The following is a 14260-nucleotide window of genomic DNA, read 5'->3' on the forward strand; positions in this document are numbered from 1 at the left end:
GCAAGTTGAAAGGATGAAAGTATATGCCGAAACCAGTAATAGCGATAGTAGGTCGCCCGAACGTAGGGAAATCTACTATTTTCAATAGAATTGTTGGAGAAAGAGTTTCAATCGTAGAAGATATTCCAGGTGTAACGCGCGATCGTATTTATAGCGCTGGAGAATGGTTAAATCATGAATTTAACATTATTGATACGGGCGGAATTGATATTGGAGACGAGCCGTTTTTGACACAAATTCGTCAACAAGCTGAAGTAGCAATTGATGAAGCGGATGTTATCATTTTTATGACAAACGGTCGTGACGGTGTAACAGCAGCTGATGAAGAAGTTGCAAAAATTTTATATCGTTCAAATAAACCGGTTGTACTTGCAGTAAATAAAGTAGACAATCCGGAAATGCGCAGTGACATTTATGACTTTTATGCATTAGGATTTGGCGAACCATTCCCAATTTCAGGTACACACGGATTAGGGTTAGGTGACTTACTAGACGAAGCTGCACAACATTTTCCAAAGATTGAAGAAGACGGATATGATGAAGACACAATTCGTTTCTCTTTAATTGGACGTCCAAACGTAGGGAAATCATCACTTGTAAATGCTCTTCTTGGTCAAGAGCGTGTAATTGTTAGTAATGTAGCAGGAACAACTCGTGATGCTGTCGATACACCATATAGTAAAGATGGAAAAGATTATGTAATTATTGATACAGCTGGTATGCGTAAAAAAGGAAAAGTGTATGAAAGTACAGAAAAATATAGTGTACTTCGTGCGCTAAGAGCGATTGAACGTTCTGACGTTGTTTTAGTCGTTTTAGATGGTGAAGAAGGAATTATTGAGCAAGATAAAAAAATCGCTGGATATGCTCATGATTCAGGGCGAGCTGTTGTTATCGTTGTAAATAAATGGGATGCAGTGAAAAAAGACGAAAAAACAATGAAAGCATTTGAAGAAAATATCCGTGCTCATTTCCAATTCTTAGAATACGCACCAATTGTTTTCTTATCTGCAAAAACGAGAAAACGTACACAAACATTAATACCGGTTATCGATGAGGTAAATGAAAGTCATAGTATCCGTATTCAAACGAACGTATTAAACGATGTAATTATGGATGCGGTAGCGATGAATCCGACGCCAACTCATAATGGTAGCCGTCTGAAAATTTTCTATGCAACACAAGTTGCGGTAAAACCACCGACATTTGTTGTGTTTGTAAACGATCCAGAATTATTGCACTTCTCATATGAGCGTTTCTTAAAGAATCGCTTACGTGAATCATTTGGCTTCGTAGGAACGCCGATTCACATTATCGCTAGAGCAAGAGACTAATGGAGAGGATGTGATTTTATGACAAAAATCACAGTAGTAGGAGCAGGTAGCTGGGGAACAGCGTTAGCGATGGTATTAGCTGACAATGGACATGATGTACGTATTTGGGGAAATCGCCCAGAACTTATGGATGAAATTAATACGAAACATGAGAATAGTCGATATCTCCCAGGCATTACATTGCCAAGCACAATCGTAGCCTACTCTTCTTTAGAAGAAGCATTAGTAGATGTAAATACAGTACTGCTAGTAGTACCAACGAAAGCGTACAGAGATGTATTACAAGAGATGAAAGAAATTGTTACTGAACCAATTACTTGGATTCATGCGAGCAAAGGAATTGAACCTGGTACGTCAAAACGTATTTCGGAAGTGATTGAGGAAGAAATTCCAGAGCACTTAATTAAAGATGTTGTTGTACTGTCTGGACCGAGTCATGCTGAAGAAGTCGGTTTACGACAAGCAACAACAGTTACGTCTGCAGCAAAGCGTATGGAAGCGGCTGAGGAAGTACAAGATTTATTTATGAATAGTTATTTTCGTGTATACACAAATCCAGATATCGTTGGAGTTGAACTTGGTGGTGCGTTAAAAAATATTATCGCATTAGCTGCTGGTATAACTGATGGTCTTGGATTAGGTGATAATGCAAAGGCGGCATTGATGACACGTGGTTTAACAGAGATTGCTCGTTTAGGAAGAAAAATGGGCGGGAATCCGTTAACGTTTGCTGGTCTAACTGGTATGGGAGACTTAATTGTAACTTGTACAAGTGTTCATAGCCGAAATTGGCGCGCTGGAAATATGCTTGGAAAAGGACACTCTTTAGAAGAAGTGTTAGAAAGCATGGGTATGGTTGTGGAAGGTGTAAGAACAACGAAAGCTGCTCATGAATTGGCAGAGAAAATGGAAGTTGAAATGCCGATTACAGCTGCTTTATATGACGTGCTGTTCAATGGGAATAACGTAAAAGATGCAGTAGGCTCATTGATGGGACGTGTTCGAAAACATGAAGTGGAAGCTATACCTGATTTACTGTAAAGAAAAGCGACAGAAGTACATTTGTACTTCTGTCGCTTTTTTATTTTTTGGGTCTTTTCACCATTTTTTCATTTTTGCATAGGATGAAGAGTAACTTGAGGAGAGGGTGAAAAGAATGGATAATAATATTTTTAATAATATTGAGAAGGAAGCGAAAGTAAATAAAGAGGATATTTTTAAATTAGCATCATCCGTGCAAAATGCGAATTTACGTGATGAAACTGTACTTCGTCAATTAATTCATCAAGTGGCTCTTATGGCGGGACGTGAAGTGCCGAAAGAGCAAGAGGATCAAATTGTAAAAGCGATTATTAATAATAATATGCCAACAGATTTTGGTTCGTTAAGCAAAATGTTTAAAAAATAAATTATGAGAAACAAAGAGTTTGGAGATTGCATATGATAGCCATGAAAGAATGGGAATAGAGCTGTTTTTGGGCATATTTGGTCAACCGAAGCGAGAGATACAATCGCTTCGGTTTTATTTTTGCCTAGATTGGTGAGAAATGCTGGAAAACCTATTGATTAAAGTTACATACTCGCGATTTGTAGTAAAATGTTCTTTTTGTATTTGTTTAAAGATTTTAATTTGTTAAAATAGTATAAAAATAGATTAATAAAAGGGGGTGTGTATATGTCAGAAGGGCTTATGAAAATGTGGCTGGCTTTAGGGGCAATTGGATTTATGTTTTTTGCAGTAAGTTTTATTTTATTAAGTAGACATAGAATAAAGAATAAATTTTTGAAAGGGATTACAGCGTTAGTAGCGTACACCCTTATGATTGTGTCAGGAATTGTTATTTTTCTTGTTGTATTTAGTGGACCTGTACAGCAGTAAATGGAATGGTCTCGAAAATACTACATACGGAGCAAATTAGATTAGTATGAAAAGGTGATGCTAGTGAAAAAATTCCATATTATTTTAATATTTTGTTGTATGAGCCTTTTAACGGGGTGTCTGTATCCGAAAGAAAATATGAAGCAAAATGCGGTTCCTTATGAAGATCAGCTACAGGTTGTTCAAAAAGCTGTTGTGACATTTAAGGAGCAAAATGATGGGATATTGCCAATTAAGACGAGGGATATGAGTACACCTATTTATCAAAAGTATCCAATCGATTTTCAACAGATTGCCCCGCGTTACATACAAGAAGCGCCAGGGAATGCGTATGAAAGTGGAGGAGTATATCAATACGTATTAATAGACGTTGAAACAAATCCGACAGTAAAGTTAATTGATGTTAGGATGGCTGAACAAATTCAGGAACTATCTTTAAAGCTTAGGATGTATCGTGATGAACATCAATATCCACCTTTTAAAAAAGTAATTTCAGATGGTGTATATGAATTGGATTTCAAAAAACTAGGATATAAAGATGTGCCACAAGTGACAAGTCCATATTCTGGTAAAGGACTTCCTTTTGTAATTAATGAAAAAGGAGAAGTTTTTGTTGATTATAGAATCGACCTATATGACGCTTTGAAAAAAAATGAAGGGCAGTTTACAGAGGGAGAAGATATTCGAAATATACTTTCGAAAGGTTCCCCGTTTGTACCAGCTTATTCTTTACCGTACACAGTAAAGGACGGAGAACCAATTTTTTTAAAATGATAAGTCATGAACCTTTCTTTTAGTGAATAAGTTCTAGAAGAAAGGTTTTTTATGTTATACAACTTACGATGCAAACAAAAGATATTTTTTAATAGTCATATGAAATTGGACAAAATTATATGATATATTGTCCGAACTTCTAGAATACCATTATATTATATCAGATATTATAGGCAACGTTAGAGAAGGTATTAGTTGACTATAAACGCGGAATTATTCCCAAAAATTTTGAGGGAGGGAATCACTTGGAAAAGGTAGATATTTTTAAAGATATTGCAGAACGAACAGGCGGTGATATTTATTTTGGAGTTGTAGGAGCTGTTCGAACAGGGAAATCAACATTCATTAAAAAATTTATGGAACTTGTAGTTATTCCAAATATTGAGAATGAGTCTGACCGTCAAAGAGCGCAGGATGAATTGCCTCAAAGTGCTGCTGGTCGTACAATTATGACGACGGAACCGAAGTTTGTTCCAAACCAAGCGGTTTCTATCGAAGTAGATGAAGGACTTGAAGTGAATATTCGATTAGTAGATTGTGTTGGATATACGGTTCCTGGAGCGAAGGGCTATGAAGATGAGAATGGCCCGCGTATGATTAATACCCCTTGGTATGAAGAACCTATTCCATTCCATGAAGCTGCAGAAATCGGCACGCGTAAAGTAATTCAAGAACATTCAACAATTGGTGTTGTAATTACAACAGATGGAACAATTGGTGAAATTCCAAGAAGAGATTATATAGAGGCAGAAGAACGCGTTGTAAATGAGTTGAAAGAAGTAGGAAAACCTTTCATTATGATAATTAATACGGTACAGCCGTATCATCCAGATACAGAGCAATTACGCCAAAGTTTATCAGAAGAATATGATATCCCGGTTATTGCAATGAGTGTGGAGAGTTTAAGAGAAACAGATGTATATAATGTACTTCGTGAAGCGCTATTTGAATTCCCTGTATTAGAAGTGAATGTGAACCTTCCGAGTTGGGTAATGGTGCTAAATGAAGGGCATTGGTTGCGTCAAAGTTATCAAGAAGCAGTTCAAGAAACTGTGAAGGATATAAAACGTCTTCGTGATGTGGATCGCGTTGTTTGGCAGTTTAGTCAATATGAATTTATTGATCGAGCGAGCCTAGCTGGCATTGATATGGGGCAAGGTGTGGCGGAGATTGATTTATATGCGCCAGATGAATTATATGATCAGATTTTAAAAGAAGTAGTAGGAGTAGAAATTCGAGGGAAAGATCATTTGTTAAAGCTTATGCTCGATTTATCTCATGCGAAAATAGAGTACGATCAAGTGGCGGATGCACTGCGTATGGTTAAGCAAACAGGATATGGTGTAGCAGCACCTGCATTAGCGGATATGAGCTTAGATGAGCCAGAAATTATTCGTCACGGTTCAAGGTTTGGTGTGAAGTTAAAAGCGGTAGCGCCATCTATTCATATGATTAAAGTAGATGTAGAGTCAACGTTTGAGCCGATTATTGGTACTGAAAAGCAAAGTGAAGAATTAGTTCGTTATTTAATGCAAGATTTTGAAGATGACCCGTTATCAATTTGGAATTCTGATATATTTGGACGTTCACTTAGCTCGATTGTTCGAGAAGGAATTCAGGCGAAATTATCTTTAATGCCAGAAAATGCTAGATATAAATTAAAAGAAACGCTAGAAAGAATTATTAATGAAGGATCTGGCGGATTAATTGCGATTATACTATAAGAAAAAATCCCTCTCATTGTAGAGGGATTTTTTGTTTTTTTGATTATAAAATAGAAAAATAAACAGTCATTATCTAATACATTGTTGTAAATTGTCAAGTTTCATCAGATTTTCACATTTTAAGAGTAACAATTTCCTTAAAAATATTGAATTATAAAGGAGAATCGTATAATATAGGCGTTGATAATGATTTATCTACATCTTTGTAGTATAGAATTTGCAAAAATTGCCTACAAATGAAAGTAAGACTCATTTTATGATCATTATACAGTCTTATCTTTGGGAGGAGGTGAATGGCATGAACAAGACAGATTTAATCAATGCTGTTGCAGAAGCAAGTTCCCTTTCTAAAAAGGACGCAACAAAAGCAGTAGACGCTGTTTTTGATTCTATCTTAGAAGCTTTAAAACAAGGTGATAAAGTACAACTGATCGGATTCGGTAACTTCGAAGTTCGTGAGCGTGCGGCTCGTAAAGGTCGTAACCCACAAACAGGTGAGGAGATTGAAATCGCTGCAAGTAAAGTACCTGCATTCAAACCTGGTAAAGCGTTAAAAGATGCGGTTAAATAATCCTTACATATTAACAGGGAAGAAGAGTTTCCTTTTTGGGAACTCTTCTTTTTGCTTTTAAAAACATAAATATGCTAGAATGTGTTCGTATCACTTTTAGGTTTTCGGGAGGGCTAGCGGATGGCAAAAGTTAATTTAGAACAAATTGAACATGCAGTACGCCTTATTTTAGAGGCGATTGGGGATGACCCAAATCGTGAGGGAGTACTTGATACACCAAAGCGTGTTGCAAAAATGTACGCAGAAGTGTTCTCAGGTATGCATGAAGATCCGAAAGAGCATTTGCATAAAGTATTCGGAGAAGATCACGAAGAGCTTGTACTAGTAAAAGATATACCATTTTATTCGATGTGTGAGCATCATTTGGTACCATTCTATGGAGTTGCTCACGTTGCATATATTCCGCAAGGTGGAAAGGTAACAGGGTTAAGTAAATTAGCTCGTACCGTAGATACAATTGCACGTCGCCCACAACTGCAAGAACGTATTACATCAACAGTAGCGAACTCTATTATGGAAGTACTAGAGCCTCATGGTGTAATGGTAGTAGTAGAAGCAGAACATATGTGTATGACGATGCGTGGTGTGAAAAAACCAGGTGCGAAAACAGTAACGACAGCAGTGCGTGGTGTGCTTGAAAATGATGCTGCAGCGCGCAGTGAAATTTTATCGTTTATTAAAACGAAGTAAAGAAAAGCGGGAAACTGCTTTTCTTTTTTTTTTTAGTAAATAAATGATATAGTTTTAACTAGACAGAGTGAGATTAGAAAGATTGCTTACATGAATGGTAGGTGTAGCCAAGTTTTGGTTATAGAAAATAGAGTGTATGTGTTATAATAAGTTTTATGAATTAGAAAACAAGGGTGATTTTTTGTGTGTGACATCTACGGAGGGTATGCGGGTATAAAAGAAAAATTGATGGAGAAATTACGCCATCCTTATTTTATAAACTATATTGAAGAACCATTTATTGATGAAGAAAAGATAGCATTGTTATATGGTGCTTTAAAGAGTGCAAACTTACATATAGAACAAATTGAGCATTACGTAGTAACAATTATGCTTGTACAAATTGCGCTTGATACGCATGAAAGGGTATCAAATAAAGCAGGCGAGGAAGAGATTGAATTCCATAAATGTCGTCAATTAACAGTACTTGCAGGCGATTACTATAGTGGACTATATTATTATTTATTGTCTATGAATCGTGATATTGTTTTAATTCGTGCACTTGCTGAAGGAATTAAAGAGATAAATGAACACAAAATTATGTTATACCAAAAAGCGCATGAAACGACGGATGACATAATGAAAAGCATAGTAACGATTGAGTCTGCGCTCCTTCAAAAAACATGTGATCATTTTCAGTTATCACATTGGAAGCCATTTATCACATACGTATTAGGTGGAAATCGCCTTCAAAAAGAAATTCAATTGTATGCTGATAAGCAACATTCACCTGTTTTTCAAGCTATGCAAGATGCTTTAGGGGATAAAGCAGAAGTAGTGATTAATGGTTGGATGAAGGAATTGAGAAAGAAAGAAAAACAATTTTTAGAAAATCACACAGACATAAATGAAATAAATTCTGTGTTAAGGAATAAATAGAAGACATAAGCAATTTTACATTGGAAGAAGGTACGAGCATGCAACAATCAAAAGAAGAAAGAGTACATGACGTATTTGAAAAGATTTCTGATAAATACGATGTGATGAATTCTGTAATTAGTTTTCAAAGACATAAAGCGTGGCGGAAAGAAACGATGCGAATTATGGATGTACAACCAGGCAGTCAAGCGCTTGATGTATGCTGTGGAACCGCAGATTGGACAATTGCGCTAGCTGGAGCCGTAGGTGAGCAAGGAAAGGTTGTTGGCTTAGACTTCAGTGAAAATATGTTATCTGTTGGTAAGCAAAAGGTAGAAGCGTTACAATTAAAACAAGTAGAACTTCTACATGGGAATGCAATGGAACTTCCGTTTGAAGATAATACGTTTGATTATGTGACGATTGGGTTTGGTTTACGTAACGTACCGGATTATATGCACGTATTAAAAGAAATGACGCGTGTAGTAAAACCAGGTGGAAAAGTAATCTGTTTAGAAACATCTCAACCAACAATGATTGGTTTTCGACAAGGGTATATTTTATACTTTAAATATATCATGCCGTTATTTGGAAAGATGTTTGCGAAAAGTTATAAAGAATATTCATGGCTTCAAGAATCTGCTAGTACGTTCCCAGGGATGAAAGAATTGGCTCAAATGTTTGAGCAAGCTGGACTTGAACGTGTGCAAGTGAAACCATTTACTTTTGGGGTAGCAGCAATGCATTTAGGAATTAAACCAGAATCAAAATAGAAAAAAGAAGTTTTAGGTTAAGGTGAACAATATGAAGTTACAACTTATGTACTCTTTTTTACGATCGGATATTAATGTGATAGAAAAAGAATTAAAAAAGACAGTCGCTTCTGAACAGCCATTAGTAGAAGAGGCAGCATTACAGCTTATTGAAGCTGGTGGGAAACGAATTCGTCCTGTATTTGTGTTGCTTGCAGGGAAATTTGGAGATTATAAGTTAGATGCGATTAAGCATGTTGCTGTTGCGTTAGAACTTATTCATATGGCTTCTCTTGTTCACGATGATGTTATTGATGCTGCATTTTTACGACGCGGCAGTGCGACTGTGAATGCGAAATGGGGAGATCGTATTGCGATGTATACAGGGGACTATCTGTTCGCTAAGTCTCTTGAATGTATAACCAATATTGAAATTCCAGAGGCACATCAAGCGTTATCACATACTATTTTAGAAGTCTGTAAAGGTGAAATTGAACAAATTAAAGATAAATACAATTATGACCAAAATTTAAGAACGTATTTAAGAAGAATAAAGCGAAAAACAGCATTATTAATTGCCGCGAGTTGTCAATTGGGAGCGATTGCTGCTGGTGCTAATCGTGATACGGTAAATCGTCTATTTTGGTATGGGTATTTTGTAGGAATGTCTTATCAAATTATTGATGACATTTTAGACTTCGTTTCTACAGAAGAGAAACTTGGAAAACCTGCTGGTGGGGATTTACTACAAGGGAATATTACACTTCCTGCTTTATATGCGATGGAAGATCCCGTACTTCGTCAGAAAATCACATCTGTACATGAAAATTCAACAGCAAGTGAAATGCAAGAAATTATTGATGCTGTAAAAAATAGTACAGCAATTGATCAAGCATTTGCGTTTAGTGAACGTTATTTACATAAAGCTTTAGAAATAATAAAACCACTCCCACGTGGAAAAGCAAAGTACGCATTACAAAATGTTGCAAAGTATATTGGAAAACGAAAATTTTAAGGTTTATTCTAAAAAATAAAATAATCTCTCTATTTCAAAACTATTGCACAATTGTGATAAGGGTGATAATATGTGTGTGGGGATATACAATTACATACATAATTCAGAAGTGGAGAGATTTTTTATGGAAAAAACATTTCTAATGGTAAAACCAGACGGTGTACAACGTGCCTTCATTGGGGAAATTGTAGCTCGTTTTGAGAAAAAAGGCTTTCAATTAGTTGGTGCAAAATTAATGCAAGTCACTCCAGAAATTGCTGGACAACACTACGCTGAGCATAAGGAAAAACCTTTCTTTGGTGAGTTAGTAGACTTTATTACATCTGGACCTGTATTCGCAATGGTATGGCAAGGTGAAGGTGTAGTAGATACAGCTCGTAACATGATGGGGAAAACAAGACCACATGAAGCAGCTCCTGGAACAATTCGTGGAGATTTCGGTGTAACTGTTGCGAAAAACATTATCCATGGTTCTGATTCTTTAGAAAGCGCAGAGCGCGAGATTGCTATTTTCTTTAAAGAAGAAGAATTAGTTGACTACTCAAAATTAATGAATGAATGGATTTACTAATTATTTTGAAATAATTTGTAAACGCTTTAATCACTGTGATAATAGTAAAAAGTGCAAGGAGAATAGGGGTATTCTTCTTGCACTTTTTTTATTTTCAGTTAGTTACGAAGTTTGAACTGTTATGATATGTTGATATTTAAATTAGGACTATCGGAAATATAGAATAAGAAAATGGTCGATTTATGATATAATTTCTTTAATATTTTTAGAATGATAAAAGTTAATATAGTGAGATAAATACATATACGAAAAGAGGAATAACGTATGCGATATATTACAGCTGGTGAATCTCATGGTCCACAACTTACAACGATTATAGAAGGTGTTCCGGCAGGATTGTCTTTAGTAGCAGATGATATAAACGAAGAGTTAGCTAGAAGGCAAAAGGGATATGGGCGCGGTAGACGCATGCAAATTGAAACGGATCAAGTGCAAATTTTAAGTGGTGTTAGACATGGAGAAACATTAGGTTCCCCTATTGCACTTGTTGTTGAAAATCGTGATTTTGCACACTGGACAAAAATTATGGGGGCGGAGCCTTTAACTGAGCAAGAAGAAAAAGAGATGAAAAGGAAAGTGACAAAACCAAGGCCTGGGCATGCTGATTTAAATGGTGCGATTAAATATGGTCATAGAGATATGAGGAATGTACTGGAACGTTCGTCAGCGCGCGAAACGACGGTGCGTGTTGCTGCTGGTGCGGTTGCTAAAAAGGTGTTAGCAGAACTTGGTATTAAAGTAGCGGGCCATGTAATTGAAATTGGCGGTGTACAAGCTAAGGAGATTACGTATAGTTCAATTGAAGAATTAAAGAGTATTACCGAAGCATCTCCTGTACGTTGCTTAGATGACGAAGCTGGTAACCAAATGATGAAAGCGATTGATGATGCGAAAGCAAATGGTGATTCAATTGGTGGAATCGTTGAAGTAATTGTGGAAGGGATGCCAATTGGAGTAGGTAGCTACGTGCATTATGATCGAAAACTGGATGCGAAATTAGCAGCTGCAATTATGAGTATTAATGCTTTTAAAGGTGTCGAGATTGGAATTGGTTTTGAAGCAGCGCATAGACCAGGAAGTGAAGTTCATGATGAAATTCTGTGGAATGAGGAGCATGGATATACACGAAGAACAAATAATGCAGGTGGATTAGAAGGCGGTATGACGACTGGAATGCCAATTGTTGTGCGCGGTGTGATGAAACCGATACCTACACTTTATAAACCTCTTCAAAGTGTAGATATTGATACGAAAGAGCCTTTTACAGCGAGCATTGAACGTTCAGATAGTTGTGCAGTGCCAGCAGCTAGTGTCGTTGCAGAAGCGGTTGTGGCTTGGGAATTAGCGACAGCTTTAATAGAACAATTCGGATTAGATCGTATGGAACTAATTCGTGAAAATATTGAGAAACATAATGAATATGCGAGGGGATTTTAATGGGAAACATACATATTCAAACGAAATCAAAAGAATATGATGTACATGTTGGTAAAGAAGTGTTGTCAAACTTAACAACGATCGTTCAAAATATGCAGCCAGCGGTATCTAACGTAATGATTATTTCAGATGAAGCTGTTGCATCACTACATTTACAGACAGTTATCGATGCATTACAAGTAGAGCAGCGCGTGTTTTCGTTTGTTGTACCAAGTGGCGAAAAAGAGAAGTCTTTCGAAAATTTCTATGCGGCTCATACGTCAGCTCTTGAAAATAAATTAGATAGAAATTCTTTAATTCTTGCACTTGGAGGCGGAATGATTGGAGATTTAGCTGGTTTTGTTGCTGCATCGTTTATGCGTGGTATTCGCTTTGTGCAGGTTCCGACAACTTTATTAGCGCACGATAGCGCAGTGGGTGGGAAAGTAGCGATTAACCATCCGTTAGGTAAAAATATGATTGGTGCATTCCATCAGCCAGAAGCAGTTGTATATCATACACCGTTTTTACAGTCTCTTCCTGAAAAAGAGTGGCGTTCAGGTTATGCAGAGGTGATAAAGCATGCTCTTATCGGTGATGTGGAGCTATACCATTGGTTAAAAGAAGAAGTGCAAACATTAGCGGATCTTCATGATGAGAAGTTAATCCATATATTAACGAAGGCGATTCCTGTAAAGGCAAATGTTGTGTCACAAGATGAAACAGAGAAGGGTGTACGTGCTCATTTGAATTTTGGACATACGTTAGGACATGCTCTTGAAAAAGAGCTAGGGTATGGAAATATTACTCACGGTGACGGTGTAGCGGTTGGAATGTTATTCGCCATATTTTTAAGTGAGCAAGTGTACAAGGTTGATCTTGCTTATGAAGATATGAAGCAGTGGTTCTTGAAATACGGCTATCCAAAAATGCCAGGAGATTTGAATGTAGAGCGCCTCGTTCAATTGATGAAACAAGATAAGAAAGCAAATGCAGGAGCAATTCATATGGTGCTTATGCAGGAATATGGGGTAGTGAATGTCGTATCTATTTCAGATGAGACTGTTCATATTGCGTTAGAGGCATTTCAAAAAGATATGGTTTAAAATGATAGCGAAGTGCTGTGAAGTGCTCATTTAGAGGTATTCTCGTAATAGTGACGGTTATGACAAAAGATTACAGTAAAGGGCTATAACCGTATTGTAATCAAATTGAATGAAATGACTGGGGGAAGAAAAATGAGAGTGAAAGAGCAATTGTTAACTTTGAGAGCGTATGTGCCTGGGAAAAACATTGAAGAAGTAAAACGAGAATATGGTTTATCAAAAATTGTGAAATTAGCATCCAACGAAAATCCATTCGGTTGCTCAGCACGTGTGACAGAAGCATTAACTTCTTTAGCGAGCCAATATGCCCTTTATCCAGATGGATATGCCTTTGAACTTCGGACAAAAGTAGCGGAACATTTAGGTGTAAAAGCAGAACAACTACTATTTGGTAGTGGATTAGATGAAGTCATTCAAATGATTAGCCGAGCGTTACTACATGAAGGAACAAACGTTGTAATGGCGAATCCTACGTTTTCACAATATCATCACCATGCTGTTATTGAAGGAGCAGAAGTTCGTGAAGTATCACTTAAAGATGGTATTCACGATTTAGATGCAATGCTAGAGCAAGTAGATGAGAAAACGAAAATTGTATGGATTTGTAATCCGAATAATCCAACAGGTACATATGTTGAGAAACAAAAATTACTTTCATTTTTAGAATCAGTTCCTAAGTCGGCTCTCGTTATTATGGACGAAGCATATTATGAATACGCGGAAGCAGAAGACTATCCGCAAACATTACCACTTCTTGAAAAGTATGAAAATCTTATGGTTTTACGCACGTTTTCAAAAGCATATGGTTTAGCTGCTTTTCGTATCGGATATGCGATTGGGGATGCGAAGTTAATCGGACAGCTAGAAGTAGCTAGGTTACCATTCAATACATCAACTGTAGCCCAATCTGTAGCACTCGCTGCATTAGAAGATCAAGCTTTTTTACAAGAGTGTGTGCAAAAGAATGCTGAAGGTTTAAATCAGTATTATGCATTTTGTAAAGAATATAACGTATTCTATTATCCATCTCAAACAAATTTCATTTTCTTAAAACTCGGTATACCAGGTAATGAAGCTTTCGAACGATTAATGAAAAAAGGATATATCGTTCGTTCTGGTGCTGCATTTGGTATCGATGATGGTATTCGTATTACTGTCGGTTTGAAGGAAGAAAATGATGAAATTATAGAGTTACTGAAAGAGCTTGTAAATGAGCAAGTACAGAAAGAAGAAACATATTCTTAAGAGATTGTGGAGGCTCCTATTATAGGAGCCTTTTTTATCGCATTCAAAATAAAGGTTGAAGACTGCTAATTAAGTTATTCTGTAAACCACGGTTTGTATGGCTTGATAATTAGTGAGAGAAGTTATTTGCACGGTCATAAAAGAAAGCGGTACAATAGAAGATGATGATAAGGTATCGGTGTCATATCCGAACCTTTTGAACAATTAACTACTCTGTAGGAAGAAGTATAAGAAGAAGCATGCTCATTCTAAAGGTTGCGTTCTAACAGTGAGTTGCTTATGATAA

Annotated in this window: 15 protein-coding genes; all 15 read left to right on the top strand. The window is 36.7% G+C overall.

The genetic code is table 11. From position 1 onward, the window contains the following. The first annotated feature begins 23 nt into the window (after positions 1-23). The 15 genes from der to hisC all read left to right on the top strand — a co-directional run bounded on the left by der (position 24) and on the right by hisC (position 13974). Positions 24-1334, top strand: coding sequence for a ribosome biogenesis GTPase Der (gene der / locus C3Y97_RS07485; protein WP_001125893.1), 1311 nt, complete (start codon positions 24-26; stop codon positions 1332-1334). Positions 1335-1352: 18 nt separating this feature from the next. Beyond that, positions 1353-2375, top strand: coding sequence for an NAD(P)H-dependent glycerol-3-phosphate dehydrogenase (locus C3Y97_RS07490; RefSeq protein WP_000161763.1), 1023 nt, complete (start codon positions 1353-1355; stop codon positions 2373-2375). Between the two features lie 115 nt (positions 2376-2490). Further along, the gene (locus C3Y97_RS07495) at positions 2491-2742 is read left to right on the top strand and encodes a stage VI sporulation protein F (RefSeq protein WP_000369754.1); all 252 of its coding nucleotides are present in this window, start codon (positions 2491-2493) and stop codon (positions 2740-2742) included. A 267-nt stretch (positions 2743-3009) separates the two neighbouring features. Continuing rightward, positions 3010-3213: a DUF2768 domain-containing protein gene (locus C3Y97_RS07500; protein WP_001289008.1), complete on the top strand. Its 204-nt coding sequence runs from the start codon at positions 3010-3012 to the stop codon at positions 3211-3213. A 63-nt stretch (positions 3214-3276) separates the two neighbouring features. Continuing rightward, a complete protein-coding gene (locus C3Y97_RS07505) occupies positions 3277-3987 on the top strand; it encodes a YphF family lipoprotein (protein ID WP_000713407.1) in 711 nt (236 codons plus the stop codon). 245 nt (positions 3988-4232) lie between these two features. Beyond that, positions 4233-5711: a stage IV sporulation protein A gene (spoIVA, locus tag C3Y97_RS07510; RefSeq protein ID WP_000416519.1), complete on the top strand. Its 1479-nt coding sequence runs from the start codon at positions 4233-4235 to the stop codon at positions 5709-5711. 298 nt (positions 5712-6009) lie between these two features. Further along, positions 6010-6282, top strand: a complete 273-nt coding sequence (locus C3Y97_RS07515) for an HU family DNA-binding protein (protein WP_001043860.1) — start codon at positions 6010-6012, stop codon at positions 6280-6282. Between the two features lie 120 nt (positions 6283-6402). Further along, positions 6403-6972: a GTP cyclohydrolase I FolE gene (folE, locus tag C3Y97_RS07520; protein ID WP_001151482.1), complete on the top strand. Its 570-nt coding sequence runs from the start codon at positions 6403-6405 to the stop codon at positions 6970-6972. A 183-nt stretch (positions 6973-7155) separates the two neighbouring features. Next, a complete protein-coding gene (locus C3Y97_RS07525) occupies positions 7156-7890 on the top strand; it encodes a heptaprenyl diphosphate synthase component 1 (protein WP_000332847.1) in 735 nt (244 codons plus the stop codon). A gap of 38 nt (positions 7891-7928) precedes the next feature. Further along, positions 7929-8642 carry a 2-heptaprenyl-1,4-naphthoquinone methyltransferase gene (gene menG / locus C3Y97_RS07530; protein ID WP_001187674.1) on the top strand — a complete coding sequence of 238 codons (714 nt, stop codon included), beginning with the start codon at positions 7929-7931 and terminating at the stop codon, positions 8640-8642. A gap of 31 nt (positions 8643-8673) precedes the next feature. Next, positions 8674-9636, top strand: a complete 963-nt coding sequence (hepT, locus tag C3Y97_RS07535) for a heptaprenyl diphosphate synthase component II (protein ID WP_000776077.1) — start codon at positions 8674-8676, stop codon at positions 9634-9636. Between the two features lie 124 nt (positions 9637-9760). Then, the gene (gene ndk, locus C3Y97_RS07540; protein WP_000415883.1) at positions 9761-10207 is read left to right on the top strand and encodes a nucleoside-diphosphate kinase; all 447 of its coding nucleotides are present in this window, start codon (positions 9761-9763) and stop codon (positions 10205-10207) included. A gap of 264 nt (positions 10208-10471) precedes the next feature. After that, positions 10472-11644: a chorismate synthase gene (gene aroC / locus C3Y97_RS07545; protein ID WP_001269384.1), complete on the top strand. Its 1173-nt coding sequence runs from the start codon at positions 10472-10474 to the stop codon at positions 11642-11644. Then, positions 11644-12729 carry a 3-dehydroquinate synthase gene (gene aroB / locus C3Y97_RS07550; RefSeq protein ID WP_136363240.1) on the top strand — a complete coding sequence of 362 codons (1086 nt, stop codon included), beginning with the start codon at positions 11644-11646 and terminating at the stop codon, positions 12727-12729. Before aroC ends, aroB begins: the two co-directional genes overlap by 1 nt. Positions 12730-12861: 132 nt before the next feature. Beyond that, complete coding sequence (hisC, locus tag C3Y97_RS07555) at positions 12862-13974, top strand: histidinol-phosphate transaminase (protein WP_071740355.1); 1113 nt, start codon at positions 12862-12864, stop codon at positions 13972-13974. Positions 13975-14260: the final 286 nt, after the last annotated feature.

The sequence above is a fragment of the Bacillus sp. DU-106 genome, from assembly GCF_004799705.1.
Classification (GTDB): Bacteria; Bacillota; Bacilli; order Bacillales; family Bacillaceae_G; genus Bacillus_A; species Bacillus_A cereus.

What these genes read in the sequence shown, in the direction of transcription:
- C3Y97_RS07500 (WP_001289008.1), top strand. Translation starts at nt 3,010, where the DNA reads ATGTCAGAAGGGCTTATGAAAATGTGGCTGGCTTTAGGGGCAATTGGA.
- ndk (WP_000415883.1), top strand. Translation starts at nt 9,761, where the DNA reads ATGGAAAAAACATTTCTAATGGTAAAACCAGACGGTGTACAACGTGCC.
- aroB (WP_136363240.1), top strand. Translation starts at nt 11,644, where the DNA reads ATGGGAAACATACATATTCAAACGAAATCAAAAGAATATGATGTACAT.
- C3Y97_RS07490 (WP_000161763.1), top strand. Translation starts at nt 1,353, where the DNA reads ATGACAAAAATCACAGTAGTAGGAGCAGGTAGCTGGGGAACAGCGTTA.
- hisC (WP_071740355.1), top strand. Translation starts at nt 12,862, where the DNA reads ATGAGAGTGAAAGAGCAATTGTTAACTTTGAGAGCGTATGTGCCTGGG.
- hepT (WP_000776077.1), top strand. Translation starts at nt 8,674, where the DNA reads ATGAAGTTACAACTTATGTACTCTTTTTTACGATCGGATATTAATGTG.
- der (WP_001125893.1), top strand. Translation starts at nt 24, where the DNA reads ATGCCGAAACCAGTAATAGCGATAGTAGGTCGCCCGAACGTAGGGAAA.
- folE (WP_001151482.1), top strand. Translation starts at nt 6,403, where the DNA reads ATGGCAAAAGTTAATTTAGAACAAATTGAACATGCAGTACGCCTTATT.
- aroC (WP_001269384.1), top strand. Translation starts at nt 10,472, where the DNA reads ATGCGATATATTACAGCTGGTGAATCTCATGGTCCACAACTTACAACG.
- C3Y97_RS07495 (WP_000369754.1), top strand. Translation starts at nt 2,491, where the DNA reads ATGGATAATAATATTTTTAATAATATTGAGAAGGAAGCGAAAGTAAAT.
- C3Y97_RS07515 (WP_001043860.1), top strand. Translation starts at nt 6,010, where the DNA reads ATGAACAAGACAGATTTAATCAATGCTGTTGCAGAAGCAAGTTCCCTT.
- menG (WP_001187674.1), top strand. Translation starts at nt 7,929, where the DNA reads ATGCAACAATCAAAAGAAGAAAGAGTACATGACGTATTTGAAAAGATT.